Genomic DNA, 25441 nt, shown 5'->3' on the forward strand with positions numbered 1-25441 from the left:
GCGGATCAGGCGGCGAGGCGCTGCTCGGCCAGGACCTGCGTCAGCAGTTCGTACGAGCGCAGCCGCGCCGCATGCTCGTGGACGTTGGTGACGAGCATCACTTCGTCGGCGCCGGTCTCGCGCACCATCGCCTCGATCCGCGCCTGCGCGGTCGCCGGCGAGCCGATGACGCTGAGCCGGCGCGTGGCCCGGGCCTGCTCGCGCTCGTACTCGGACCAGTCGTACGCCGCCGCTTCTTCCGGGCTCGGAATCGGCAGGAACTCGCCACGGTTGATCCGCAGCCAGGTCAGGTCCATCGACTGCGCGAGACGATCGGCCTCGGCATCGGTTTCGGCACAGATCGCCGACACGACGAGGATCGCGTGCGGCTTCGGGAACTGCGCGCTCGGCCGGAAGTTCTCCCGGTACGCCGCGAACGCCGGCGCCGGCGGCTCGGGGCTGAAGTGGCTGGCGAAGGCGTAGCCGAAACCGGCGCTGCCGGCCGACGCGGCACTGGCGCCGCTGGAGCCGAGAATCCAGACCGGCGGCAGGTCGATGCCGGACGGCATCGGCTTGACCTTGCCGTACGGATGGCCCTGCTGGAAACCGCCGCGGCCGAAGCGGATCAGCTCGTTCATCAGGGTCGAGAAATGTTCGAGGCCGACCATCCGCAACGCGCGGCTGGCATCCGGATTCGAGCCCGGGGCCCGGCCCACGCCGAGATCGATGCGGCCCGGATACAAGGCTTCCAGGGTCAGGAAGTTCTCGGCGACCTTCAGCGGCGCGTGGTTCGGCAACATGATGCCGCCCGAGCCGACCCGCAAGGTCGATGTCGCCGAGGCGACGTGCGCGATCAGGATTTCCGGCGCACTGCTGGCGACACTGGCCAGCGCGTGATGCTCGGTGAACCAGTAGCGGGCGTAGCCGGCACGCTCGGCCAGCCGGGCCAGCTGCACGGTGTTGCGCAGCGCTTCCGCCGGCGTGGTGCCGGTCGACACCGGCACGAGGTCGAGGATCGACAGAGGGGTGGACATCGAGCAACTCCGGGCGTCAGGTCGGCGACAGGCAATCGTCAGCGCTGACCGGAGAATAGCGAACCCGGCCGCAGCCGGAAAAGCCGCTGCGGGGCGGGAACGGTGCGACCCGTTCGGAAGGACGCATTCGACCGGTCGCGGCTGACGGTCGTCGATCAGCCCGGTTGCCGCACGCCGGCCTCCGGCGCCTTGCGCCGCGCGAGGCGGGCATCGGCAATCCGCTGCGCCGTTCATCCAACGCCCTGCCGTCAAGCCAGCGGCCACCGTGCTCGCTTCGCAACTCCGAGCCGCCGAAACCGATGATCCGCTCGTTCGGGCGCACGGTGGACCGCCACTCCGGCAGCGGGCGCCGACAGTCATCGTCGGGTCCAAACGGGAAAGGCCGCTTTCGCGGCCTTTCGTTTCACATCCGCGCGGGGCTCAGAACACGCGGCCGAAGCGGTAGCGGATGCCGGCTTCGAAGCGGTCATCGTCGCCGCCCTGCACCGCTGCGACCAGTGCGAACTGCGGCGTCAGGTTGTACGAGCCGCTGAGACGCGCCGAGAACTGGCCGTCGCCCACTGCGTCGTAGTAGCGCAGTTCCGGCGTCAGCGTGACCAGCTTGGACGGGGTCCAGTGAATGCCGCCACGCAGGCCGAAGCCGAGGTCATCGGTATTGCCGACATCAACGTATTCCAGACCGCCGCCGGCAAACCAGTCGACTTCGCGCGTGATCGGGTTGTGGAACACCGCGCCGACGCTGAACTGATTGACGTCGTTGTTGGTCGTGAACTCGCTGTACGCCGCCAGCGGGCCGGTCAGTTCCACCGAGCCGCCCACGCGGAAGCCGCCTTCGCTGCTGCCGTAGTTGTCGCGCAGCAGGAAGCCGCCCTCGATGTAGTTGTAGTCGGCGGCAGTCGCCAGACCCGGGGCCAGTGCGGGAATCAGGGCCAGTGCGGTGATCGCCGGAACGCGGCGCCATGACGACGGAAGTTTCATCGTGTGTCTTCTCCTTGAGTTTTCGTGGGGGTGCGGGCGGTGCGCGAACCGGAGTGCCGGTTCATGCACGCGCCGCGGCGCGCGGCTCTTCAGTTGGCGTCGCGCCGCCCGAGCAGCGGTTCCAGTCGTGCTGCCGTTCCCAGGGGTGGGGTTGCCGGGCACGTGCAGAGTGCCGGTCCCTGCCTGAATCGAACATGAACGCCGGATGACCTCGCGCTGACGGCCCGATGCGGCCGCTTCCGCGTGCGGGCGGCGGAAACGCGCGCCCACGAAAAAGGGGAGCGATCGCTCGCTCCCCCTGTGTTGCGTCAAGCCTTGCGGCGAGAACTTACCGGCAGACGATGTCCGCGTGAGACGTGGCCAGCGCCAGCGCGGTGAGGTTCTTGTCGCGGTACTCCTCGAGCTGCGCCGGGATCACCAGATGCAGCGCGGTGACCGTGATCGACGCGATGTTCGGCGCAGTCTGCGTGACCACCTGCTCGTCCAGCACCAGGCTTCCACCCAGCGGCAGCGGAATCGTCAGACCGCGGGTGACCGTCACCGGCCGACCGTTGATCTGCAGATTCGCCAGCGACGACGCGCCGGTGACCGTGGCGTTGTTGTTGGCATCGCAGCTGGCATGCGCTTCCGAGCTGATCACCTGCGCGCTGATGTTCGCGCCCCAGGCGGTCAGATTCAGCGTCTGCAGCGAGGCTTCCGAATCGCTGCGCTCGCCCGCTCCGGTGGTCGTGGCCTTGCCCGTGGTGCCGGCCAGGATGATGCCGCCGGCCGCCTGCGAGATCGTCTGGACCGACGCGTCGAGCGAGCCGCCGGTGCTCGGCAGCGCGCCGGTGTCACCGGCCGCGAAGATGAAGAAGCGCTTGACGTTGGCCTTCGCGACGATCGCCTGACCGCTGAACAGGTTGCCGACCGGCTGGTTCGGCAGGCTCAGCGTGGCGGTGATCCAGGTGAAGTTCTCGAAGGTCGAGACCAGTTCGACGGTCACGGTCGTGGCACCGGCCGGGATCGGCACAAACAGGCGCAGGTTGTCGAACTGCGGACCCGCGGACGAGTTCAGCAGGTCGCTCTGCGACAGCACGAGGTTGCCGTCGACCCGGATGTCGATCCGCGTCGTGTCGCCGGTCACCGGATCGATCGTGGCGCCGCTGACGAACAGGTCGAGCTGGGCGGTGCGGGCAGTCTGGCTGGCCGGGAACGTGAAGGTCTGCGGCTCGGTGCGGGCCAGCGACGGCGGGAAGCTCGAGCCCTCGAGCACGGCGAACGCGAAGTCATGGCCATCGCGCACTTCGATGTACGAGGAGCCGGTGCCGCCCGAGCAGCTGATCTCGGCCTCGGCCGAGCCGATGACGACGTCGATCGGCAGGACCAGACCCAGCAGCGGCGACGACACGTGCAGCGCGTTCACGAGAATGTTGCGGGTGGCGCCCGTGCCCGAGACCGTCTGCTCGTTGGCGACGATGCGGATGATGCCCGGGATGTTCAGCAGCACGCGGTTCGGTTCGAACGACTGGGCCTGATCGACCGAGCCGATGCGCAGGCGCGAGAAGCGCGACGAACCCGACACGACCGGACCCGATGCGGTGCAGCTGGCGTTGGCCTGGGTTTCGATCAGATCGGCGCCGATGCCGATCGACGACACGACGAGGCCGGCGTTCGCCACCGACGTGGTCGACTGGGTGACACCGCCGGTGCCGATGGTCCGGCTGCCGATCACGCGGGCCGAGACGATGCCGAAACGGGTCGACTCGGTCGGCGCCGGGTTCAGGTCACCGCCCTGCGGCGGGAGGTCGCCGGTATCGACGACGCGGGTCTGGTTGCCGCCGACTCGCGACTGCACGGCGAACGCCCGGCCGCCGTAGGCCTGGCCGGTCGCTTCGCTGTAGATCACCAGAACGCCCGCGCCATCGATGCCGCTCGCGACACCGGCGATCGAACGGACGCTGAGATTGGTGACGCCAGGGCCGACCAGATTCAGGTTGGTGATGTCGACGCGGTAGCTGCGGGCGTTCGGAAACGGATTCCCGCCGATCACCTGCCCGAACACGAGCTGGTCATTGATGACGAGCTGGTCGTTGTTGTTGAACGGTGTCGCGTCCCAGTACAGCAGGACCTGACGAACCGCCGCATTGGCCGGCACCGAGATGGTGGCGGTGTCCGAGCCGGTATCGGCAAGGCCGAAGCCCGCGGTGGCGACACCGTTGCCGCTGGCAATGGCAATGCTGGGCGTGCCGAGCGTTTCGCTGCCGTCGGCATGGACGGCGGGCGATGCCAGGCCGCCGACAACGGCTGCGAGTGCCACGCAGCCCAGACGAAGGACCAAGGTGTTGATGGAGCGGTGGAGTGGCATGACAAATTCCCTGTTCGTGGACGGCTGAAGTGGCAAATGCCCGTGATCGGCATCTGGTGCCGGTCGACATCGCGTCCCTGAGGCATGTGCCGGACGATGCCAACTGGCGGGGGCCCGTCTGGAGCGCGCGGGCTAGTGGTGAGACTTTCACCAATTGTTCGTCGCATCGAATGTCCAATCAAGGGGGCTCGCCGCCACTTCTGTGACGCGAGTCGGGAAACTCACGAATTCCTCATGTCAAGAAGTGTTGCACCTTCCGTTCGGAGCCTTCCCGTCTCCACATGACAGGAAGAATACCTTATATTTTTCAATGTCTTGAATTCAAACAGCAGATTCTCGGCAGCGCCTCGACCAGCGCGGCCACTGACAGCGCGATCGGCATAATAATTATTGCCTACGGCACCATTGACCGACTCCGAGTTGACGCGTGTCAAGCCGATTTCGGCGACCGCGGAACGAATGCCGGTGAATTGCAAGTGATCGTGCCGCGAAACGCCGTCCGGGCTGCAGAAAATGCTGCGAACAGTGCTAACGTCAGGCCCCATCGTTCCATTGGAAATTCCGATGATCTTCCGTTCATCAAAGCGCCTTCCGGCATCGCTTGCGGCACTGCTGGTCAGCCTGTCCGGGATCGGCTGCAGCACGCTGGAAACCGCACCCTCTCCGCCCGCCGCGCCGCAGACGGCGGCCGCGGCAACGGCGCTCGATCGCCTGTTCGCCGACTACTGGGAAGCGTCGCTGGCGATGAACCCGCTGCAGGCGACGTTCATCGGCGACAAGCGCTACAACGACCGCCTGCCGAACACGCTCGGCCCGGAGTTCCGGGCGCAGGAAGCGGCGTTCAACACGGCCTGGCTGGCACGCATCAGGACGATCGACGTCGCCCCGCTGAGTGACAGCGAACGGCTCAGCGTCGAGATCCTGCGGCGCAACCTCGAACGGGCGATCGAAGGCGACCGCTTCCCGGATCATCTGATTCCGATCAACCAGTTCTACAACCTCGCCAGCACCTTCGCGCAGCTTGGCTCCGGCACCGGCGCGCAGCCGTTCAAGACCGTGCAGGACTACGACAACTGGGCGACGCGCGCGGCGCAGATTCCGGTGCTGTTCGATCAGGCCATCGTCAACATGCGTGAAGGCGTGGCGCAGGGCATCACCCAGCCGGATGTGCTGATGGTGAAGGCGATCGGCCAGCTCGATGCGCTGGCCACCGCCACGCCGCAGGACAGCCTGTTCTGGAAGCCGGTCGCGCAGTTCCCGGATGACGTCAGCGCGGCCGACAGGGCTCGGCTCACCGAGCGCTACCGGACGCTGATCGCCGACACCGTGCTGCCGGCCTACGTGAAGCTGCGCAACTACCTGCGCGACGAATATCTGCCGAAGGCGCGCAAGACCGTCGGCCTCGATGCCCTGCCCGATGGCGCGGCCTGGTACGCCTCCCGCGTGAAGGCGATCACCACGACCGATCTGACGCCGGCGCAGATCCACGAGATCGGCCTGTCGGAAGTCGCGCGCATTCAGGCCGCGATGCGCGGCGTGATGCAGCAGGTCGGCTTCAAGGGCGATCTACCGGCGTTCTTCACCTTCGTCACCAGCGATCCGCGCTTCACCTATCCGGACGAGGCGGCGGCGCTGAAGGCGTACAACGACCTGTCGGCCAGCCTGAACCAGAAGACGCCGAAGCTCTTCGCGATCCAGCCGAAGGCCGGTTTCGAGATTCGCCCGGTCGAAGCGTTCCGCGCGCAGAGCGCCGCCGGCGGCAGCTACCAGCGGCCGAGCGAGGACGGCACGCGGCCCGGCATCTTCTACCTGAACACCTACGACCTGCCGTCGCGCAAGACCTGGGCGGCGGAGTCGCTGTTCCTGCACGAAGCGATCCCCGGCCATCATTTCCAGATCGGCATCCAGCAGGAATTGCAGGGTGTGCCGGCGTTCCGCCGCTTCGGCACGGTCACCGCGTACGTCGAAGGCTGGGGGCTGTACGCCGAGTCGCTCGGCACCGAGCTGGGCGTCTACACCGACCCGTACCAGTACTTCGGCCGGCTGCAGGCGGAACTGTTCCGCGCGGTGCGGCTGGTGGTGGACACCGGCCTGCATTCGAAGGGCTGGAGCCGGCAGCAGGTGATCGACTACATGCAGGCGAACTCGGCGCAGGGGCTGACGCCGGCGATCTCCGAAACCGAGCGCTACATGGCGATTCCGGGACAGGCGCTGGCCTACAAGATCGGCGAGCTGAAGATCCGCGAGCTGCGCACGCGCGCTGAAAAGGCGCTGGGGCCGGCGTTCGACGTGCGCGGCTTTCACACCGAAGTGCTGAAGGACGGCGCCGTGCCGCTCGACGTGCTCGATGCCAAGATCGAGCGCTGGATCGCGGCCCGGAAGGCCGGCTGAGTCAGCGCGCCGCCAGTTCGGCGGCGATGGCGGTGGCCGCCTTGTCGAGCAGGCCGATCATGCGGCGCTCGGCGGCGGCCATCTGCTTGAAGCAGTTCTCGGTCAGCCGCAGATCGCGGCTGCTGTCCTTGTCGTCGGTCTGCAGTGTCGCTGCGGCGAACATGCGCAGGTTCTGCGTGTATTCCTCCTGCTGCGTGTACAGCACGGACAGGGCCGACAGGGTTCGTGAATCCAGATGCGGCAGCGTCTGGCTCAGCAGCGCCGCATCGTAGGCGGCGCGCTGGAACAGGATCTGGTTCAGGCCGTCGAACGCCGCCGGATATTCCCAGGTCTCGCCTTTCGCCAGCGCCTGGCGGGACTTGTGGAAGCTTTCGCGCATCTGCTCGTGGTAGCCGAGCACGTCGTCGATCGCCTTGCGGTTCTGCTCGACTTCCACCTTCAGTTCCAGCAGCACGCGACCGGCCAGCCGGCCCCGCGCACGGTCGTCGTTCCAGTCATCGACGGCCAGCGCCAGCATCGCGCTCGCGATCAGCAGCACGATCTCGATGACCAGCCGCTGCCAGCCGTGCCGCTCGCCACCGTGGCGCGACGGCAGCGCGGTGGCGGCGGTCGGCGACAATGCCTCGGCGGCCGCCACAGCCGATGGCGACAAGGCGGGAGCATCGGCAGATTCGGAGCTTGAAGCCATGCGCGCCGTGGGTCAGGGAGTATCCGGAGTGTAGCGAGGCGTCAGGGGCGCTCACCACTCTCTCGGATGCCGGATGGCGGCGCCGGGTTTGCGCCGACAGGTCACCGGGCCGCCACCCGGCACCGGCGACCTACTCCGGCTGGCCACCGATTGCCGCCGCAAACGCCGGCGACGCATAGAAGCCGCCGAGACGACGGCGGACGATCGGCTCCAGCAGCTTCTTTTTCTTCAGCACCTTGATCACGTGCGGGGCGTAGCGCTGCGCTTCATCGATCATCCGCGCGCGGTCGATGCCGAGGTCCTCGAGCAGCGCGGCCAGGGTCGCGTCCTCGTACTTGTCGAAGAAACCGTCGATGCCGGCGTCGATCATCACCCGGTACCAGTCCTGCTGGCGCAGGTGGCGCCAGGCCTCGAAACCGGTGACGAACAGTTCCTCGACCCAGCGCGACGGCACGTCCTCGCGCAGCACGCCGATCGGCTCGTCCTTGAGCTTGTCCCAGGCATCGGTCGCCAGCGACTTGAGCTGTTCGGAATCGGCGTGGTTCAGCAGGAACTCGGCACTGCGCGTGGTCGAGGCCTGCACCGCCTTGGCGATGTACTTGCGCAGGCCATCCTCGATAGACGATTCCAGCTTCGGCGTCGCCACGCTGAGCGCGGCGCGGCCGAGCTTGAGCATCGAGCTGGCGCCGGGGATGTTCTTGGTGACGGTGTTCTGGGCCAGATAGCCGGTGATGCCGCTGTACAGCAGGTCGCCGGCGAAATCGGCATACAGCGGGCTGGTGATGACGGCGCGGACGATCTTCTCGCGCAACGATTCCAGTTCGAGGATCTGGGTCGCGAACTCGTCGAAGTGGGCGTCGGTCAGCAGGTCGCCGGGCGAGGTCTTGTCGTGCACCTTGTGCGCGTACAGCGCGCGGGCGATGTCGCCGACCAACTCCGGCAGGCCGGGGCCGAATTCGACCTCGCTGGCGAACACGGCGGCGGTGTCCTTGATCTGCTTGCGGGTGACGACGGCGCCGAGCGTGAGCTTGCCGGCCACGACCAGGGCGGCGTCGACTTCCTCCTCGATCACCGCCTTCAGGCCGCTGCCGCTCAGCTCGTCGACGATGTAGTTCACATGCGCATCGAGCAGCGTCTGCGCCAGCGGGTGGGTCTTCTCGGCCATCGGCTCGTCCTCGTTCGGATTTCTGGAATTGTTATGGGAAACAACTGTGCACTAGCTTCGCATACCGGCTGCGCGGACCGTTATGCTGACCGAGATTTCCGGCGTCGTCCGGCCGCCGCTCCGCCCGCCACCGCGCTTGCCCCTCCGAACGCGTGACCGACTCATCGATACACCCCGACCTGCCGCCGAAACCGCAGCCGCCGGTCGACTACGACTGCTGCGGCGGCGGCTGCGCCGACTGCGAACTGCGCATCTACCTGCGCGAGCTGGCGCGCTGGCAGAAGCAGGCGCGGCAACTCGGGGTCGCGCTCGATGACTGACGCCGCATCGGCCCTCGCCGCGTTGCTCGAGCGCACGCCGAAGCTGATGCTGCTGACCGGCGCCGGCGTCTCGACCGGCAGCGGCATTCCGGACTACCGCGATGCCGATGGCGCCTGGAAACGGCGGCCGCCGATCACCGGCCAGATTTTCCGCAGCGACCCCTTGCAGCGGGCGCGCTACTGGGCGCGCAGCCTGATCGGCTGGCCGCTGCTGGCCACGGCGCAGCCGAATGCGGCGCACCGCGCGCTGGCCGCGCTGCAGGCGCAGGGTCGCGTCACGCGGCTGGTGACGCAGAACGTCGACGGCCTGCATCAGGCCGCGGGCAGTCCGGACGTCATCGACCTGCATGGCCGGCTCGACGTGCTGACCTGCCTTGCCTGCGGCGACCGCTCGCCGCGCCACGCCTTCCAGCAGCGCCTGCTCGCGCACAACCCGGACTGGGCGCCGGGCAGTGCCGCGCCGCTGCCGGACGGCGACGCCGATCTCGAGAACGTCGATTTCAGCGCCTTCGTCGTGCCGCCGTGCACGCTCTGCGGCGGCCTGCTGAAGCCGGATGTCGTGTTCTTCGGCGAGAACGTGCCGCGCAACCGCGTCGACGCCGCGTTCGCCGCGCTGCACGCCGCCGACGGCCTGCTGGTGGTCGGCTCGTCGCTGATGGTCTATTCCGGCTACCGCTTCGCCGTCGCCGCCCGCGAGCGCGCCCTGCCGCTGGCGGTGCTGACCCGCGGCCGCACGCGGGCCGACGAGATCGCCACGCTCAAGCTCGATGCGCCGTGCGCGGAAACCCTGGTCGGTGCACTGGATCGGCTGGGCGAGGCCGCCGCGGCCTGAAGCGGCGGATGCGGGTCCGGGTCCATCCGGACCGCGCCGGCGTCACCGGCACGATCCCGGGCACCGTCGAGCGGAACCGCATCTGGGCAAGCAACACGTCCGCGAATCAATCGCCGATGACGGCTTCGCTCAGCGCGCCGGATCAATCCCCAGCAGCGCCCGCGCGCGAACCTGCTCGGTGCCGCTGAAGCGCCGCTCGACCATGGCCGACAGCTCGCGCAGCCGATCGCCGGCCGCAAGCCCTGCCGCGTTGATCGTGGCCTGCTCGCGGGCGGCCGCTTCGAGCCGCTGCTTCCACATCGCGTCTTCGGCATCGACTGCGGCCAGCCGCGCCGCCGCTTCCGGGCCGACGGCACGCTCGCGCAGCGCCTGCCGCTGGGCCGGGTCCGACAGATTCGCCGCCGCCGACAGGATTTCCAGCGCCGCCCGATCTTCCTCGACCTCGCGCAGCGCCGGTGGCGCGCGATGCGCCAGTTCCGCGAGGCGCGCGGCACGGGTTGCCGGATCGAGCGAGGCGTCCTGCGCCAGGGTCATCCGTTCGAGCAGCCAGGCATCGCGCGCCTCGTCGGCCGCGAAGAAGGCCTCGGCCGCGGCCACGCCGAGCTTTTCGCGGCGCAGCACGCGGCGCCGTTCGAGCACTGCCGCCAGTTCCGCCGGCGGCCGATCGCTGCCGGGGCGATCGCTGGCCAGCGGGCCGGTCGCCTCGATGTAGCCGACATAGCGATCGAACAGCGCGATCAGCGCCTGCTGTTCCGATTCCGGGAAACGCGCGCTGCGGGCGTCCTCGGCCAGGCGTGCGCGCAGCACGTCCGGGCCGAGTTTGGGCACGGCCGACAGCAGCCAGTCGAAGCGACGACGCAGGGCGAGATCGATGACCAGATGGCGGCTGGCGTCGAGCGCCAGCACGCCGTCCGGCTGACCGTCCGACCACGGACCGACCAGCGGCGTCGAACCGCGGGCCGCCGCCGTCGCAGCGGTGCCGGCGGCGGCCGTGGTCGCGGGGACCGCCGCCGTCACCTTCGGCGAGATCGGCTCGACCGGCGTTTCAGACGGCCGCAGGCCAATCCAGCCGGCGATGCAGACCAGTACGGTGCCGGCGACGGCCCAGTCGAGGCGAATGACGAGTGGCCGCTCAGTAACCGGCGTTGCGGAGTCGGTTGGCCTGGGCACGGAACAGCGTCACCGGGTTGCTGGTGAAGGGGCTGACCAGCCCGAACACCTGATCGACCTCGTCCAGATGGTTCTGGAAGTAATCGTCATAGATGATCGTGCCGAGATGGTTCGAGCAGCGTCCGACCAGACCATCGTTGTCCTCGTCGCCGAAGACGAGGCCGGTCGCGCCGAGAATGGCGTCGGAAACGTCGTAGAAGTTCGTGTAGTTCGCAATGCCGCCCCACGAGTAATACGCCACGTTGTTGACCCGGGCCGCGCCACTGCCGCAAGCCGTGGTCGGCAGGCCGGCCGGATAGCGGGTGTTGAACGTCCGGGTGCCCGGCGTGGTCAGCGCATCGAGTGCCGCCAGCGGGTTCTGCGGAAGATTGCCGCCGGAAATCTCGTCGATCAAGTCGGCCACGCCCTGGATGACATCGCGCGCAACACTTTCGCTGACCGAACCCGGCGGCAGGACGTTGCGCACCAGATCGGCAACGCGCGAGCCCTTGTGCGGCGTGCCGACGCTGGTGACCGAGGCCACGAGGTCCGGCCGCACGGCGGCGACATAGCGTGCCGTCAGGCCACCCTGGCTGTGGCCGATCAGGTTGACCCGGGTCGCGCCGGTGATCGCCAGCACCTGGCGGACCTGGCTCAGCAGCTGCTCGCCACGCACTTCATTGCTGTTGGTCGCCGAGACCTGGGCCAGGAACACGCGGGCGCCGCCGGACGCCAGACCATCCGGAATGTCATAGAAATAAGGAATGCCGGCGATCGAGTCGAAGCCGAACAGGCCATGCACCAGCACGATCGGGTAGCGGGTCTGGGTGTAGCCGGCGGCCTGCGCGTTGAACGACAGCGTGCACAGCAGCATCAGGCCGGCCGTGATGCCGGCCAGTAATTTGTTGAACATGGACTCTCCTCCTTGTGTGATTGCGGTGTGGCCATACTCAGCCGTATGCCGCCCGCTTTTTGCGCCCTGCCACCGGCGGCGTCAAGCGCGGTTGATCCACCCCAATTCCGATCGTTCAGTTCATCCGCGCCCCGCCGGATGGCCTACCAGTGCGGCGGAATCTCGTCCCGCGCGGTGCCGCGGAACACCGGTTCGTCGGCAGCGGTCAGACGATCACCGAGCGCCTTGAGCCGCTGTTCAAGCTGCTCGATCAGCCGCTGCTGGCGCTGGATTTCCGCGCCGAGCACGTTCAGCGCGTCTTCCTGCCAGGTCATGCGGGTTTCGAGTTCGATCAGGCGGTCGTCGGCGCTGCGGCTCATCGGGATCACGGTCAGGGGAACGGGGCCGAGTGTAGTCCCGGGGCCGCGATCGGCACAGGCTATGCTTGATCCTTGAACACCGACATGAACACGCCTTTCATCGAGCCCGAAACCGCCGTCGCTGCCGAGCCCGGGCTGGTCGTCTGCGAGCACTGCGATGCCGTGCACCAGCGGCCGCAGCTGGCACCCGGCGAAGCAGCCGACTGCACGACCTGCGGCGCACTGCTGTATCGCCGCTCGCGGCTCGATCGCGATGCGATGCTGGCGCTGACCGTGGCGGCATTGATCGTGTTCGTGATGGCCAATGCCATGCCGATCGTCACCATGGAAGCCGGCGGCGTCGTCACCCAGGGCCGCCTGACGACGATGGTGTCGGCCGCATGGAACTCGGGCATCGGCGCCGTCGCCGCGATCGCGGCGGCGACCGTCTTCCTGTTCCCGCTGGCCCAGCTGACGCTGTACCTGTACGTGCTGATGGCACGGCAGCGGCAGACGCTGCCGGCCGATTTCGCGCTGGCGATGCACGGCCTGAGGCTGCTGCGGCCGTGGAGCATGGTCGAGGTGTTCCTGATCGGCGTGCTGGTGTCGGTGGTCAAGATGACCAGCCTCGCCATGGTCAAGCCGCAGGCCGGCCTGTGGGCCTTCGGCGTGCTGACCATCCTGCTGACCGCGCTCAGCACCTTCGAGCTGCGCGAGCTGTGGGCCGACGACGACCCGCCGCCGGAGCCGCATCGGTGACCGGGACCGTGATCGCGCAACCGCGCGCCGCGAGTCTCGGCCTGATCGGCTGCGACGCGTGCGGCCTCGTGCTGCGGGCACCGTCCGCACCGCAGCACACGGCATCGTGCCCGCGCTGCGGCAGCGCGCTGCACCGGCGCCGGCCGAATGCCGTGAACCGGGCCTGGGCCTATCTGATCGCCGCCGTGATCCTGTACATCCCGGCCAACGTGCTGCCGGTGCTGCGCAGCACCAAGCTGTTCGACACCAGCATCGACACCATCATTTCCGGCGTCGTCTCGCTGTGGGATGACGGCTCCTGGGACCTCGCGGTGATCGTGTTCACCGCCAGCGTCGTGGTGCCGGTGCTGAAGATCGGCGCGCTGGCGCTGCTGCTGCTCAGCGTGCAGAACGGCTGGCAGACGGCGCCGCGCGAGCGGGCCCGGCTGTACCGGATTCTGGAGTTCATCGGTCACTGGTCGATGCTCGATGTCTTCGCGATAGCGCTGCTGGTCACCTTGGTACACTTCGGCGCGTTCGCGTACGTCGAACCCGGCCCGGGCATCGTCGCCTTCGGTGCCGTGGTGGTGCTGACCATGCTCGCGACGATGAGCTTCGACCCGCGCCTGATCTGGGATGCCCTCGAAGTGCCCGCTCCGGCGTCCGATGCCGGGGCTGCCACTGCCTCGCCTCCCCTGCCGGCACCGCCTGCGCTCACGGAAGACCTGCCGACATGACCTCGTCCCCTTCAACCCCGGCTTCGCCGTCACCCTCCGGGCCGCCGCTGCCTGACGTGCATCCGTCCGGGCGCCTGCGGGTCTCGCTGATCTGGCTGGTGCCGCTGCTCGCGGCACTGGTCGGCCTCGGCCTCGTGGTCCGGACCTGGCTGCAGACCGGTCCGACGATCACCATCAGCTTCAACACCGCCGAAGGGCTGGTCACCGGCACCACCGAAGTCCGCTACAAGGACGTGGTCGTCGGCAAGGTCAGCGGCATCGTGCTGAACGACGACGACAGCGGCGTCATCGTCACCGTCGAGCTGACGCCGAGCGCAGCCCGGCTCGCGGTGCAGGACACGCGCTTCTGGGTGGTGCGGCCGCGCATCGGCATCGGCGGCGTGTCCGGCATCTCGACATTGCTCTCCGGCGCCTACATCGGCGTCGATGTCGGCCGCTCCAAGGAAGTCCTCAAGGCCTTCAAGGGCCTGGACAAGCCGCCGGCCGTGACCCACGACCAGAAAGGCAGCAAGTTCACCTTGACCACGCAGGACGCCGGTTCGATCTCGATCGGCGCACCGGTCTACTACCGGCGCGTCGCAGTCGGTCAGGTGGTCGATGCCACGCTCGATCCCGATGGCCGCCGGATCACGATCCAGGTCTTCGTCGAAGCGCCATACGACCGCTTCGTGACCCGCAACACGCGCTTCTGGAATGCCGGCGGCGTCGATCTGGCGGTGTCCTCCGAAGGCCTGAAGCTCAACACCCAGTCGCTGGCGACGGTGCTGGCCGGCGGCATCGCGTTCCAGCCGGCGGACGAGAACAACCCGGGCGAACCGGCGCCGCTCGACAGCACGTTCGAGCTGTATGCCGATGCCGGCACCGCACTGGCCCCGGCCGACGGTCCGTCGATCGAAGCGCTGCTGGTGTTCCGCGAATCGACCCGCGGGCTGGCCATCGGCACGCCGGTGGATTTCCTCGGCATCGTCGTCGGACGGGTCAAGGACATCCAGCCGGAATACGACACCTCGCGCCGCAGCTTCTTCGCGCGCGTGCGCGTCGAGCTGTTTCTCGAACGGCTCGGCCCCGCCTACCGCACGCTGACCGGGCTGGATGGCGATGCCGCCGAAGCCGGCATGCAGCCGCCGCTGCGCGTGCTGCGGCGCCTGATCGATCAGGGCCTGCACGGCCAGCTGCGCGCCGGGAACCTGCTGACCGGCCAGCAGTACGTCGCGCTGTTCTTCAAGCCGGGCAATCGCAAGCTCGTGGTGCAGCGCAAGGACAGCGTGCCTGAAATTCCAAGCGCGCCGGGCAGCCTCGAGGAAATCCAGACCCAGATCGAAAGCATCGTCACCAAGCTCGATTCGATTCCGATCGTCGACATCGCCAACGACCTGCGCAGCACCGTGCAGAGCGCGAACAGCCTGCTGAAATCGCTCGATGGTCAGGTACTGCCGGAAACGAAGCAGACCATCGTCGAGGCGCGGCAGCTGATCCGCTCGCTCGACCAGAATCTGCTGTCGCCGGATTCCGCGCTGCAGCAGGACCTCGGCCGCACGCTGGAACAGCTGAACCGCACGGCCGCGTCGTTCCGCACGCTGGCGGACTACCTCGAGCAGCACCCGGAAGCGCTGCTGCGCGGCCGCCCGGCCGAGCCGGAGCCGGCATCGGCCGCACCACCTGCGCCCGAGATCCCGCCGTCGCCGCCGCTGCGCGCCCCCACTGCCGATGCGCCCCGGAACTGATGCCATGACGCTCGCCCGCCTTGCCGCTGCATCCGTTGCCGCCGTCCTGCTCGCCGCGTGCCAGTCCGCCGCGCCGATCCGCTTCTACACGCTGCTGCCGCCGGCCGCCGTCACGCCGCCTCCGGCGCAGGACCCGGCGTTCCGCATCGCCGTTGGCCCGGTCGGCATTCCGGCGCAGGTCGACACGCCGAAGATTGTCGTGCGCGAAGGCAATGGCCGGCTGATTCCGGTCGACGGCCAGCGCTGGATCGCCCCGCTCGCCGATGAAACCCGCAACGCGCTGCGTGCCGCGCTGACCCAGCGTCTCGGCGTGCCCGACAGCAGCGATCTCGGCGACGCCGGCAGCGCGCTGCCGCTGTACCGGGTGCGGGTGAACCTGCAGCGCTTCGAATCGACGCTCGGCCGCAGCGCGCGGATCGACGCGACGTGGACCATTGCCAGCGCACGCGATGCCGCGCGCAGCGCCACCTGCGACAGCCGCGCCGAAGTCGCCGTCGGCCCGGGCTTCGAGGCCCTGGCCGAAGGCCATCAGCGGGCGCTGATCCGCCTCGCCGACCAGATCGCCGCCGGCCTCGAAACGCTGGCGGCGGGCAAGCCGGCGCTGGTCTGCGCCGCGGCCGATCCGGCGCGCTGACGGATTCGCGGACCAACGCGCCGACCGACGCACTGACTGGCCATGCTGACGATCAACGATCAGGTTTCGGTGCCGCTGACCGACATCGAGATGACCGCTATCCGCTCGCAGGGCGCCGGCGGCCAGAACGTCAACAAGACCTCGACCGCCATCCATCTGCGCTTCGACATTCGCGCGTCGAGCCTCAGCGACGAGATCAAGGAGCGGCTGCTGCTGAAGGCCGATCACCGCATCACGCGCGATGGCGTGGTCGTCATCAAGGCGCAGCAGCACCGCAGTCAGGAAGGCAATCGCGACGCCGCCCTCGCCCGCCTCGCCGACCTGCTGACCCGCGCGCTGCATGTGCCGACGCCGCGCCGGGCGACGAAGCCGTCGCGTGCGGCGAAGCGCAAGCGGGTCGATGACAAGACCCAGCGCGGCGGCCTGAAGCGGCTGCGGCGCTCGGTCGACGACTGACCCGAGCGCGTCCGCGGCGCCGCCGTCTCAGTCCACGCGCAGCTCGATCAGTTCCGCCGTCGCGGTTCCGCGCGCCACGCGCAGTTTCGCGACCGTGACCGGCAGGCTGAACCGGCGCGGTCCGGCGCTGCCCGGGTTGACGAACAGCCGGCCGTCGCGCGGCTCGATCCGTGGCCGATGCGAATGCCCGGTGACGATCACCTGCGCCCGCGCCGCCTCGTCCGGGTGCAGCAGTTTCAGGTCATGCAGCAGATGGATCGCCACGCCGTCGACGTCGTACCACGCAGTTTCCGGCACGGCATCGAACGCGGCAGCGCGATCGTTGTTGCCGCGCACGGCGGTGACCGGTGCCAGTTCGGCGAGCTGCGCGAGGATCGCGACATCGCCGATGTCCCCGCCGTGCAGGATCGCGTCGCAGCTGTGCAGCGCCGCCAGCGCCTGCGGTCGCAGCAGGCCGTGGGTGTCCGAGATGAGACCGATCGTGATCATGCAAAGAAGTGTAGCGGCGTGCCGTGGTACCTCATCCGAATCCGGAGGTCGCTGCATCGAAGGAACGTCGCGAATGATCGCGGCCTTGTTCCCGAGACCTCCGATGAACCGTACGCAAGCTCCGACTTCCCACCGTTCCACCCGGCGCAGCGCCGTTTCGGTGCGCCACGTCATCGCCTTTGCGGTCGCTGCCGTCATCAATGCCGGCGCGATTCTGGGCGCCGCCCAGCTCGAGACGCGCGGCGAGCGCGCCTACGCCGCGCGGGCCGTCGCCAGTCTGACGCAGGTTGCCGCGATCAAGCCCGACGCCGCGTCGGGCACGGTGAAACTGGCTGCCAAGCCGGTCGCACGCGGCTGATCCCCGTTGATGGGCGCCGGCACGCGGCGGACCGCGCCAGCGCGATGACCGGCGCGCTGGCGCTTGCCGCAGCGCGACATGCGCCCGGCATGGAATCTGGATGACAATGTGCGGGTATCCATCGAAGGCCCGCGCATGTCCCGCAACACCGTCACCCGTCGTTCGGCGATTCACGGCAATGGCGTCTTCGCAGCGCGCAAGCTGCCTGCCGGCACCGAAGTGATGGAGTACACCGGACGACTGCGAACGCACGCGTACATCGACAAGGTCTATGCCGATACCGTCGAGTCCGGCCACACGTTCCTGTTCACCCTGAACGAGCGCTATGTCGTCGACGGCAACTTCGATTCGAACGATGCGCGCTGGATCAATCACAGCTGCGATCCGAACTGCAAGCCGTACATCATCGAGAACGAAGCCGGCGACAAGAAGCTCGACCGCATCGTCATCGAGACCCAGCGCGACATCGAGAAAGGCGAAGAACTGACCTTCGACTACGGCATACGCCTGGACTGCCGCCACACGGCACGGCTGAAGAAGATCTGGGCTTGCCGCTGCGGCTCGCCGAAGTGCATCGGGACGATGCTGAAGCCGAAGCGCTAGGCCGTCGGTTTCAGCGGGCCGATCCTTCAGCCGCAGCGGTTCGAGATCACCGTCAACAACCGGCTCAGCGCAATCAGGTGCGTGCCGAGGATCGCCTTGCCGGTGGTCAGCAGCGCGGCCGACAGATGGCGCGACGGATCGGCCCAGCCGAGCACGTTCATGAAGCCGAGATGGCCGAAGGCGTCGGCGGTGTCCGGGCCGTACAGGCCGGCAGGACGGGCGCCGAGCATCATCCCTTCGCTGTAGCGCATCGGGATCATCAGGGTGCGGTCGAGATTCATCCGGCCGACCGGGCGCGCGATGCGGGCCACGGTCTCGACTTTCAGGATGCGCTTGCCGCCGACCACGCCGCCATCGAGCAGCATCTGGAAAAAGCGGCTGGTCTCGTCGGCCGTGGCGAAGATGTTGCCGGCCGGGATGACGGCGGTCTTGAAGCTGTCCGTGTTCGAGGCGCGCACCACTTCCGGGAACGGCACGAACAGCGCGCGCTCGGCGACGGTCGAGATCGGGAAGCGGACCGGCGCGCCGGCCTCATAGTTGATCGCCACGTCCGGCCAGTGCTTCTTCGCGATGCCGTAGGTGAAGTGCTTCATCTTCAGCGGCTTGCGGATGTGCTGATCGAGGAATTTCGCGATCGGCTCGCCAGTCACGCGCTGCAGCACCTCGGCCAGGATGAAGCCGCCGGTGATCGCGTGATACGACATCTGCCGGCCCGAGGTCGGCGGCGCTTCGCAGATCAGGCGGATCACGCGATCCCAGTCCTCCATCAGCTCGACGCGGCGCTCGGGTTTCGGCAGGTTCATCGTCGGGAAGCCGCCGCGATGCGCCAGCACGTCGCTGATCGTGGTCTGCTGCTTGCCGGCGGCACCGAATTCCGGAAGGTAGTGGCTGACGCGCTGGTTCAGGTCGATGCCGCCGTCCTCGGCGAGCTTGTGGATCAGCACGGCGGTGACCGCCTTCGACGCCGAGAACAGGCAGACCGGCGTGTCCGGCGTCAACAGCCGCTTCGGCGCCAGCGGCGGGTCGGCCGGACCATTGCCTTCGGCATGGCCGATCGAGCGGTTGAACACGACTTCGCCATGCCGGCGCAGGCAGAACGACACGCCGGGATGCGCGCCGCTGCGATACAGACCCTTCAGCGCGGCCCAGATCGCCTTGGTGTCGGTGCTCGACAGTCCGGCGCGCGGCCCGGCCTGCTCGACGTCATCGGCGGTGGTGGTGATGGCGTGCAGGTCGCGCGGCACGCGGACCTTCATCGGCTGGGAAGCGGACATGGGTTCGGATGGATCGATCGGGTGAGTTGTCGCAAAACCTTAACAGAACGATCGTGCACCCAAGGCTCAGCCGGCCGTGCGGTCATTGCCGTCCGGCGCACTGCCGGCCGCGGGACCGGGCCGATCGCCGCGCAGGCGACCGGCCCGTTTCAGGGCCTCGTGCAGCAGGAATTCGATCTGGCCGTTGACGCTGCGCATGTCGTCTTCCGCCCAGCGGCGCAGCGCGTCGTACAGGTCTTCCCGCAGTCGCAGCGGATAGGCTTTGCGCTCGGCCGCCATCAGCTGTACAGCGTGCCCGTGTTGACCACCGGCGCCACCGAGCGCTCGCTGCACAGCACCACCAGCAGGTTGCTGACCATCGCCGCCTTGCGCTCCTCGTCGAGCGTGACGACCTGGTTCTCCGCCAGCCGCGCCAGCGCCATCTCGACCATGCCGACCGCGCCGTCAACGATGCGCTTGCGGGCGGCGAGGATCGCCGCCGCCTGCTGCCGCTGCAGCATCGCGCTGGCAATCTCCGGCGCATACGCCAGATGGCTGATGCGCGCTTCGAGAATGTGCACGCCGGCATCGCCGACTCGGGCCTCGATGTCCTGCACCAGCTGGATGGCGACCTCGTCGGCGTGGCTGCGCAGGGCAACGCCGGCATCGTTCTCGTCCAGATCGTAGGCATAGCGCGTGGCTAGGCCGCGCAGCGCGGATTCCGTCTGGATCCGGACAAAGTGTTCGTAATCATCGACTTCGAACACGGCCGCGGCGGTGTCGCGAACCTGCCAGACGACCACGGCGGCGATCTCGATCGGGCTGCCGTGCAGATCGTTGACCTTCAGCCGTTCGCAGTCGAAGTTGCGGATGCGGGTCGACACCGCTTTCTTCGAGTAGAACGGGTTGGCCCAGCGCAGGCCCGGGCTGCGCACGGTGCCGACGTAATCGCCGAACAGCTGCAGCACCTTGGCCTGATTCGGCGAGACCATGAAGAAGCCGCACAGTGCGAGACTGAACACCACCAGCAGCGGCGCGCCGATCAGCGGTGCACCGCGGATCGACAGCAGCGTGCCGGCCACCAGCCCGGCCAGCGTCAGCAGCAGCATCGGAATGCCCGACATCGCAGCGATTTCTTTTTCGCGGATCATGGCCACCATCAACTCCCTGTCTGAAGTGATCTGAGATTAAAGTGATATCACTTTGACGTCAATCTCGAGCGGATGTCAGGTCGAACCCGTCGTCGGAAACCCTCATGAATCGAATCGAATGCGAACGCCCCGGTGGTCCGGACGTGCTGAAGCTGGCCACCGCGCCGCACCCGGAGCCCGGCGCTGGCGAAGTCCTGATCAAGGTCGCTGCCGCGGGCGTCAATCGTCCGGACGTGCTGCAGCGGATGGGCGTCTACGCGCCGCCACCGGAGGCCTCGCCGATCCTCGGACTGGAAGTGGCCGGCACCATCGCGGCGGTCGGTTCCGGCGTCACGCAGTGGCGCGCGGGCGATGCCGTCTGTGCGCTGACGCCGGGCGGCGGCTATGCCGAGTTCTGTCGCACGCCGGCCGCGCACTGCCTGCCGATTCCGGCCGGTCTGAGCCTGAGCGAAGCGGCCGCGCTGCCGGAAACCGCGTTCACGGTCTGGGGCAACCTGTTCGACCGCGGTCGGCTCGCGGCCGGCGAAACCGTGCTGGTGCATGGCGGCACCAGCGGCATCGGCACGATGGCGATCCAGCTCGCCAAGGCGTTCGGCGCCACGGTGATCGCGACCGCGCGCGGTGACGACAAATGCGCCGCCTGCCGGGCGCTCGGTGCCGATGTCGCGATCGACTATGCCGCCACCGATTTCGTCGCCGCCGCGATGGCGGCCACCGGCGGCCGCGGCGTCGACGTGGCGCTCGACATCGTCGGCGGCGACTACACGGCGCGGAATCTCGCCGCGCTCGGCATGAACGGGCGGCTGGTGCTGGTCGGCTTCCAGCGCGGCCCGGCAGCGACCGTCGACCTGACGATGATCATGCGCAAGCGGCTGGTGATCACGGGCTCGATGCTGCGGCCGCAGAGCCACGACGAGAAGGCGGCACTGGCAACGGCGCTGCGCACGAAGGTCTGGCCGCTGATCGAATCCGGGCTGATCCGGCCGCTGATCAATGCGCGCTTTCCGCTGGCGGAAGCCGCCGCCGCGCATCGGCTGATGGAAAGCAGCGCGCACATCGGCAAGATCGTGCTGACCGTCGCCGATTGACCGACCCCGCACGAAAAAACCGCAGCCGAGGGATGCTCGGACTGCGGTTCGGGAGGCGGCCTGGCAGCGGCGGAATCAGGCCGGCTGCCAGTGCATCGTCTGCATCCGCTCGCGCTGCTCGCGCAGGGCCTGTTCGAGAGCCAGCAGCTGCTGGCGCATCTCGCTGTGCTGCCACTGGTCGTTCAGCTTGTCGCGCGCCGCTTCGATGCGCTGGGCCTGCAACTGGCTCCAGGCATTGACCGTGACCTTGAATGCGTCGAGTTCCTGCTCGAACTGCTGCTGCATCGCTTCGAGGCGGCTCGGGTTCTTGCAGGCGTTCAGACGCTCGCGCACGCGTTCGAACTGGCGCTGCAGCATCGCGCGCTGGATGCGGAATTCCGGCACGCGCTTCAGGTTGCGCGTGACGCCGATCCACGACAGCGAAGCAATCATCCACTTGGTCGGATCGAACTGCCACCAGCGCACGCCGTTGCGGTAGTCCCACTGAAACAGGTGGTGATAGTTGTGATAACCCTCGCCGTAGGTCAGCAGGGCAATCAGATCGTTGTCGCGCGCGGTGTTCTCGATCGTGTACGGACGGCGGCCCCAGTAGTGGGCCAGCGAATTGATCAGGAAGGTCACGTGATGGTTGACCACGAGGCGCAACAGGCCGCCAACCATCAGCCAGCCCATCGCATCACCGAACGCGAGACCGAGCAGGAACGGGAAGCCGATGTTCATGAACAGCGCCAGCGGCAGGTAGTAGCGGTGCTGGAACATCACCAGCTTGTCGTCGAGCAGGTCGCGGGCATTCGAGTAGTCGAGCCGGGCGCTCGGATAGTCGCGCAGCATCCAGCCGAGGTGGGCGTACCACAGTCCGCGGTTGATCGAGTAAGGGTCGTGGTCGACATCGTCGACATGGCGGTGGTGGATCCGGTGGGTCGAGGCCCAGATCAGGATCGAGTTCTGGAACGCCATCGCGCCGAACAGGACGTAGAACAGCTTCAGGCTCCCATGCGCCTGATAGGCGCGATGCGCCCAGAGACGGTGGTAGCCACCGGTGATCGACAGGCCGCAGGCGTACAGCAGCACCACGCCGCCGATCCAGGCGCCGGCGCTGACGTCATGCGTGAGCAGGTACCACGGAAACACGGTCAGCAGCAGCAGCGTGCTGATCGTGAACATCAGCAGCGCCGGGGTGTTCAGCGGGGGGCGGACATCGGTCTTTGCAGCGGTCATTCTTCAGTGCTCGGTCGAGAACTTTGATGCGGTATCGGCCAGACAGGGTGAATCTTGATGCAGGCGCGGAGCGCCGGGCGTCAGCCATAAAAAAACCGCGGCCTAAGCCGCGGTTTTCTCAGAAGCGACTGCCTTAAGCGATGAGCTTAGAGCGGGCGGATCTGGGTGGCCTGCATGCCCTTCGGGCCGCGCTGCGCCTTGTACTCAACGCGCTGGCCTTCCTTCAACGTCTTGAAACCCGTGCCCTGGATTTCCTTGAAGTGTGCGAAGAGGTCTTCGCCGCCGTCGGCCGGGGTAATGAAACCGAAGCCCTTGGCATCATTGAACCACTTAACGGTGCCGCTAACCAAATCTGACATTGCTACATTCCTTTAACGAGTAAATAACGATCGAGGGAAGAGAGGTTCCCTCGTTTTTGGTGCGGACGATCAAGAAATGTAGCCGGACTACAGACAGCGCCCGTTGATGCGGGAAAACTGACCACGGTGAATACCTTGCTTGAAACGACTGCAATTGCACTGTACGCGCTAATTTTCCCCCTGTCTAACTGCTCTGACAGCGGGCGAATCAGGCCGCCGTCCCGTGATTGAGCCCCTATCGACCGGAATTCGCGCGTGCCGCCAGCGCAGATCCGGCCGAGGTTCCGGTTGCCACCCGCCGATGGGCCGGAGTTCGCGGGGTGATGGCCATCACGCCGCCACCAGCGAGCGCGAGACGGCGTCGATCAGACCTTCCGCCTGCCAGCGCGCCAGCGCCCGATCGACCGCCGCATAGCTGCCGGACAGCAGCCAGGCATCGCCGAGCGACTGCAGGCTGACATCCGTCATCGCCGGCAAACCGGCGCGCGCATGGCAGATGGCGATCGCCCGAAGTTCCGGAGAATCGGCCGGCAGTGCGCGCACGCGCTGCACATCATGCAGCCGGGCCAGCACCTGCCCGACCAGCTTCTGCTGGCGCTGCGTGCCCTCGAACACGGCCAGCACGCGGGGTGGGCGGCGGTGCGCGTCGGCAATCAGGGCCCGCATCGACAGCCCGCGATGCGCAAAGACGGCCGAGATCGCGTGGGCGATGCCGGGCCGCTCCGCAACGTCCATCACGTAGACGATGCATTGGGCATCGCGGGCCGCGCCCGAGTCGGAGACGGCAGGAAGGTCCACCGCCAGCGGATTCCGGTCAGTCATGGCTCCAGTCCTCCAGCCGGGCGGCAATCGCGGCCTGGGCGGCCAGCAACTGCACGCGTTCGTCGTCGCTCATGTCGAGATCGGTGACCTGCGACCAGCCGCGCAGGCTGCAGATCACGGGAACGCCGAGCACGCCGCGCGGCCGCGCCGCCCCGCTCGGCTCGCCCCAGTCGTCCGGCTCCAGCCAGACCTGCGCCGGGATCACCGCCTGAGCGCCACTCAACAATTGTTCGACCATTTCCGCCGTGACCGCGGCCGTCGAGATCGCGGTCTTGGCGCCGGAGATGTGCGTGATCAGCGGCAGCAGCACGGCACGCAGGTCCGGCGGCTGGGCCTCGGCATGGCGAAAGGCCTCCTCGACCCGCTCCTCGACCAGCAACTGCGCGAGATAGCGCTTGCCGGCCGCGAGTGCCGGTGCGAAATCGGCCGGCCGTCGCGTGCCGCAAAGCCGCGCCCGGGCCTCGCGATTCTCCGCGTCATCGAAGCCATGGATCCACAGCCGGCTGAGGATCGGCACCAGCGCATCGCCATGCTCGCCGAGCATGTAAGCCTGCACGCGCTGGCGACGCACGCCGAAATCGGCGGCGATCTCGCGCCGCAGCCGCATGCTGTCCTGCCAGGCCCCCATGCCGAGCACGCGGCGGCGGCCGAGGTGCTGCGCGAACACCGCCACCCCGAGCTCGACCGGGTTGGTGACCATGATCACCAGTTCCTGACCGTTGCCACGCTCGGCAATCACCCGGGCATAGCTTTCGAACACGGCACGGTTGGCACGCGCCAGTTCCTGCCGGTTGACGACCTGGTTCGGCGCGGTCGGCGCGGTGCGGCCGGCGCAGAACAGGATCAGATCGGCCGCCACTTCTTCCGGGGTCAGCGCGACATCGATTTCCGGCGTGATCTCGGCGAAGGCGTCGTACAGGTCGGCACGCAGACCGTGGAGCGCGCGGTGACTGGCGCCATCGCGACGACCCACCAGTTGCAGGCGACTGCGCGGCGACAGCAACTGATGGGCAACGATCTGCACGGCGAGTTGCCGGCCGACGTCACCGTTGGCTCCGATGATGGCGATATCCAAGGACGATGCTCAGGAAAAGGAATGGCGACGATGATCCGACATTGGCGAGGACAAATGCTGCAACGCAAGGCGCATCCGGCCGTCCGCTCGGCCGGCCCACGGAGCCGACATTTGCTTCCGGTGCCGGTTCGGCAGGCATCGCGGACCCGCTCCCGACACTCTTGCAGCATGCGCGCCAACTCCATGAACACGCTCGCTTAAGGCAGCGATCGAATCAGGATTTCATGGACCGCCGAAATGCCACCGGTCGGCCGTTTGTGCGCCGTGTATCGAAGCGCTTGATCGAGCGCCCTACTAGATGTTGTGTTTCATGTAAAGCGGTGACACTATTGGATGTGACCTCGTCATTGTCAGCGACAGGCGTTGATCAAACGGGTCATTTCCTTTGAAAGTTGGGAGGTTCCCATGGCTGTGAAGAAAGCTGCTGCCAAGAAAGCCGTCGCGAAAAAAGCGGTCGCCAAGAAGGCTGTTGCCAAGAAGGCTGTCGCGAAGAAGGCTGTTGCCAAGAAGGCTGCTGCGAAGAAGGCCGCTCCGGCCGCTTGATCCGCCGCACCCGCGCTTCGGGCTCGGCGCCAACATCGCCGGGCCTTTTTTGTCGCTGA

The 25441-nt window shown here is 67.7% G+C and carries 28 protein-coding genes; 12 read left to right on the forward strand and 16 right to left on the reverse strand.

The features are described 5' to 3' along the window. Positions 1-5: 5 nt before the first annotated feature. The 3 genes from QZ951_RS01825 to QZ951_RS01835 all read right to left on the reverse strand — a co-directional run bounded on the left by QZ951_RS01825 (position 6) and on the right by QZ951_RS01835 (position 4338). Positions 6-1013 carry an LLM class flavin-dependent oxidoreductase gene (locus tag QZ951_RS01825; RefSeq protein WP_292997934.1) on the reverse strand — a complete coding sequence of 336 codons (1008 nt, stop codon included), beginning with the start codon at positions 1011-1013 and terminating at the stop codon, positions 6-8. 420 nt (positions 1014-1433) lie between these two features. Beyond that, complete coding sequence (locus QZ951_RS01830; protein ID WP_292997936.1) at positions 1434-1991, reverse strand: hypothetical protein; 558 nt, start codon at positions 1989-1991, stop codon at positions 1434-1436. A gap of 328 nt (positions 1992-2319) precedes the next feature. Next, positions 2320-4338 (reverse strand): choice-of-anchor P family protein, encoded by a 2019-nt coding sequence (locus tag QZ951_RS01835; RefSeq protein ID WP_292997938.1) that lies wholly within the window; start codon positions 4336-4338, stop codon positions 2320-2322. A gap of 564 nt (positions 4339-4902) precedes the next feature. Here QZ951_RS01835 and QZ951_RS01840 point away from each other — a divergent pair. Next, the gene (locus QZ951_RS01840; RefSeq protein WP_292997940.1) at positions 4903-6729 is read left to right on the forward strand and encodes a DUF885 family protein; all 1827 of its coding nucleotides are present in this window, start codon (positions 4903-4905) and stop codon (positions 6727-6729) included. 1 nt (position 6730) lies between these two features. Here QZ951_RS01840 and QZ951_RS01845 read toward each other — a convergent pair whose 3' ends face one another. Continuing rightward, positions 6731-7381: a hypothetical protein gene (locus QZ951_RS01845; RefSeq protein ID WP_292997942.1), complete on the reverse strand. Its 651-nt coding sequence runs from the start codon at positions 7379-7381 to the stop codon at positions 6731-6733. Between the two features lie 166 nt (positions 7382-7547). Continuing rightward, positions 7548-8582: a hypothetical protein gene (locus tag QZ951_RS01850; protein ID WP_292997944.1), complete on the reverse strand. Its 1035-nt coding sequence runs from the start codon at positions 8580-8582 to the stop codon at positions 7548-7550. Between the two features lie 152 nt (positions 8583-8734). Here QZ951_RS01850 and QZ951_RS01855 point away from each other — a divergent pair, with 152 nt between their 5' ends. Both QZ951_RS01855 and QZ951_RS01860 read left to right on the forward strand, forming a co-directional pair. Continuing rightward, positions 8735-8902, forward strand: coding sequence for an oxidoreductase-like domain-containing protein (locus QZ951_RS01855; RefSeq protein ID WP_292997946.1), 168 nt, complete (start codon positions 8735-8737; stop codon positions 8900-8902). After that, positions 8895-9734 (forward strand): NAD-dependent protein deacetylase, encoded by an 840-nt coding sequence (locus tag QZ951_RS01860; RefSeq protein ID WP_292997948.1) that lies wholly within the window; start codon positions 8895-8897, stop codon positions 9732-9734. Before QZ951_RS01855 ends, QZ951_RS01860 begins: the two co-directional genes overlap by 8 nt. A 129-nt stretch (positions 9735-9863) precedes the next feature. On the opposite strand, the gene QZ951_RS01865 is transcribed toward QZ951_RS01860, so the two are convergent. The 3 genes from QZ951_RS01865 to QZ951_RS01875 form a co-directional block, all read right to left on the reverse strand. Then, positions 9864-10904 carry a lipase secretion chaperone gene (locus QZ951_RS01865; protein ID WP_292997950.1) on the reverse strand — a complete coding sequence of 347 codons (1041 nt, stop codon included), beginning with the start codon at positions 10902-10904 and terminating at the stop codon, positions 9864-9866. Then, positions 10867-11757 (reverse strand): triacylglycerol lipase, encoded by an 891-nt coding sequence (locus QZ951_RS01870; RefSeq protein ID WP_366943781.1) that lies wholly within the window; start codon positions 11755-11757, stop codon positions 10867-10869. Before QZ951_RS01870 ends, QZ951_RS01865 begins: the two co-directional genes overlap by 38 nt. Before the next feature lie 182 nt (positions 11758-11939). Beyond that, positions 11940-12155, reverse strand: a complete 216-nt coding sequence (locus tag QZ951_RS01875) for a SlyX family protein (RefSeq protein WP_292997954.1) — start codon at positions 12153-12155, stop codon at positions 11940-11942. 84 nt (positions 12156-12239) lie between these two features. On the opposite strand from QZ951_RS01875, the gene QZ951_RS01880 reads away from it, so the two are divergent. From QZ951_RS01880 to arfB, 5 genes are read left to right on the forward strand one after another with little or no spacing between them, the layout of a single operon-like run. Beyond that, positions 12240-12893 (forward strand): paraquat-inducible protein A, encoded by a 654-nt coding sequence (locus tag QZ951_RS01880; protein ID WP_292997956.1) that lies wholly within the window; start codon positions 12240-12242, stop codon positions 12891-12893. An 8-nt stretch (positions 12894-12901) separates the two neighbouring features. Beyond that, positions 12902-13609, forward strand: a complete 708-nt coding sequence (locus QZ951_RS01885; RefSeq protein WP_366943782.1) for a paraquat-inducible protein A — start codon at positions 12902-12904, stop codon at positions 13607-13609. Next, positions 13606-15333: an MlaD family protein gene (locus QZ951_RS01890; RefSeq protein ID WP_292997960.1), complete on the forward strand. Its 1728-nt coding sequence runs from the start codon at positions 13606-13608 to the stop codon at positions 15331-15333. The genes QZ951_RS01885 and QZ951_RS01890 overlap by 4 nt, the downstream gene beginning before the upstream one ends. Positions 15334-15337: 4 nt before the next feature. Beyond that, positions 15338-15967 (forward strand): membrane integrity-associated transporter subunit PqiC, encoded by a 630-nt coding sequence (locus tag QZ951_RS01895; RefSeq protein ID WP_292997962.1) that lies wholly within the window; start codon positions 15338-15340, stop codon positions 15965-15967. 42 nt (positions 15968-16009) lie between these two features. After that, positions 16010-16423: an alternative ribosome rescue aminoacyl-tRNA hydrolase ArfB gene (gene arfB, locus QZ951_RS01900; RefSeq protein ID WP_292997964.1), complete on the forward strand. Its 414-nt coding sequence runs from the start codon at positions 16010-16012 to the stop codon at positions 16421-16423. 27 nt (positions 16424-16450) lie between these two features. Here the strand turns inward: arfB and QZ951_RS01905 are convergent, their stop codons facing one another. Then, positions 16451-16912, reverse strand: a complete 462-nt coding sequence (locus QZ951_RS01905) for a metallophosphoesterase family protein (RefSeq protein ID WP_292997966.1) — start codon at positions 16910-16912, stop codon at positions 16451-16453. A 73-nt stretch (positions 16913-16985) separates the two neighbouring features. Here QZ951_RS01905 and QZ951_RS01910 point away from each other — a divergent pair, with 73 nt between their 5' ends. Together QZ951_RS01910 and QZ951_RS01915 are read left to right on the forward strand one after the other, a co-directional pair. Next, complete coding sequence (locus tag QZ951_RS01910) at positions 16986-17270, forward strand: hypothetical protein (protein ID WP_292997968.1); 285 nt, start codon at positions 16986-16988, stop codon at positions 17268-17270. A gap of 135 nt (positions 17271-17405) precedes the next feature. Beyond that, on the forward strand, positions 17406-17873 hold the full coding sequence (locus QZ951_RS01915) for an SET domain-containing protein-lysine N-methyltransferase (RefSeq protein ID WP_292997970.1): 468 nt from the start codon (positions 17406-17408) through the stop codon (positions 17871-17873). A 26-nt stretch (positions 17874-17899) separates the two neighbouring features. Here QZ951_RS01915 and QZ951_RS01920 read toward each other — a convergent pair whose 3' ends face one another. The 3 genes from QZ951_RS01920 to QZ951_RS01930 form a co-directional block, all read right to left on the reverse strand. Then, positions 17900-19147, reverse strand: coding sequence for a serine hydrolase (locus QZ951_RS01920; RefSeq protein WP_292997972.1), 1248 nt, complete (start codon positions 19145-19147; stop codon positions 17900-17902). A 66-nt stretch (positions 19148-19213) separates the two neighbouring features. Next, complete coding sequence (locus QZ951_RS01925) at positions 19214-19426, reverse strand: Arc family DNA-binding protein (RefSeq protein WP_292997974.1); 213 nt, start codon at positions 19424-19426, stop codon at positions 19214-19216. Beyond that, a complete protein-coding gene (locus QZ951_RS01930) occupies positions 19426-20274 on the reverse strand; it encodes an SPFH domain-containing protein (RefSeq protein WP_366943783.1) in 849 nt (282 codons plus the stop codon). Before QZ951_RS01930 ends, QZ951_RS01925 begins: the two co-directional genes overlap by 1 nt. Before the next feature lie 107 nt (positions 20275-20381). Between QZ951_RS01930 and QZ951_RS01935 the strand changes: the two genes are divergently transcribed. Then, positions 20382-21365, forward strand: coding sequence for an NAD(P)H-quinone oxidoreductase (locus QZ951_RS01935; protein ID WP_292997978.1), 984 nt, complete (start codon positions 20382-20384; stop codon positions 21363-21365). A gap of 75 nt (positions 21366-21440) precedes the next feature. Here QZ951_RS01935 and QZ951_RS01940 read toward each other — a convergent pair whose 3' ends face one another. The 4 genes from QZ951_RS01940 to QZ951_RS01955 all read right to left on the reverse strand — a co-directional run bounded on the left by QZ951_RS01940 (position 21441) and on the right by QZ951_RS01955 (position 24839). Continuing rightward, positions 21441-22583, reverse strand: a complete 1143-nt coding sequence (locus QZ951_RS01940) for a fatty acid desaturase (RefSeq protein WP_292997980.1) — start codon at positions 22581-22583, stop codon at positions 21441-21443. Between the two features lie 146 nt (positions 22584-22729). Continuing rightward, positions 22730-22933 carry a cold-shock protein gene (locus QZ951_RS01945; protein ID WP_366943784.1) on the reverse strand — a complete coding sequence of 68 codons (204 nt, stop codon included), beginning with the start codon at positions 22931-22933 and terminating at the stop codon, positions 22730-22732. A gap of 339 nt (positions 22934-23272) precedes the next feature. Beyond that, a complete protein-coding gene (locus tag QZ951_RS01950) occupies positions 23273-23764 on the reverse strand; it encodes a hypothetical protein (RefSeq protein ID WP_292997984.1) in 492 nt (163 codons plus the stop codon). Further along, positions 23757-24839: a hypothetical protein gene (locus QZ951_RS01955; RefSeq protein ID WP_292997986.1), complete on the reverse strand. Its 1083-nt coding sequence runs from the start codon at positions 24837-24839 to the stop codon at positions 23757-23759. Before QZ951_RS01955 ends, QZ951_RS01950 begins: the two co-directional genes overlap by 8 nt. Before the next feature lie 405 nt (positions 24840-25244). On the opposite strand from QZ951_RS01955, the gene QZ951_RS01960 reads away from it, so the two are divergent. Beyond that, entirely contained in the window at positions 25245-25382 is a 138-nt protein-coding gene (locus QZ951_RS01960; protein WP_292997988.1) for a hypothetical protein, read from the forward strand. Positions 25383-25441: the final 59 nt, after the last annotated feature.

It is taken from the genome of Nevskia sp., from assembly GCF_021732705.1.
In the GTDB taxonomy this organism is placed as follows: Bacteria; Pseudomonadota; Gammaproteobacteria; order Nevskiales; family Nevskiaceae; genus Nevskia.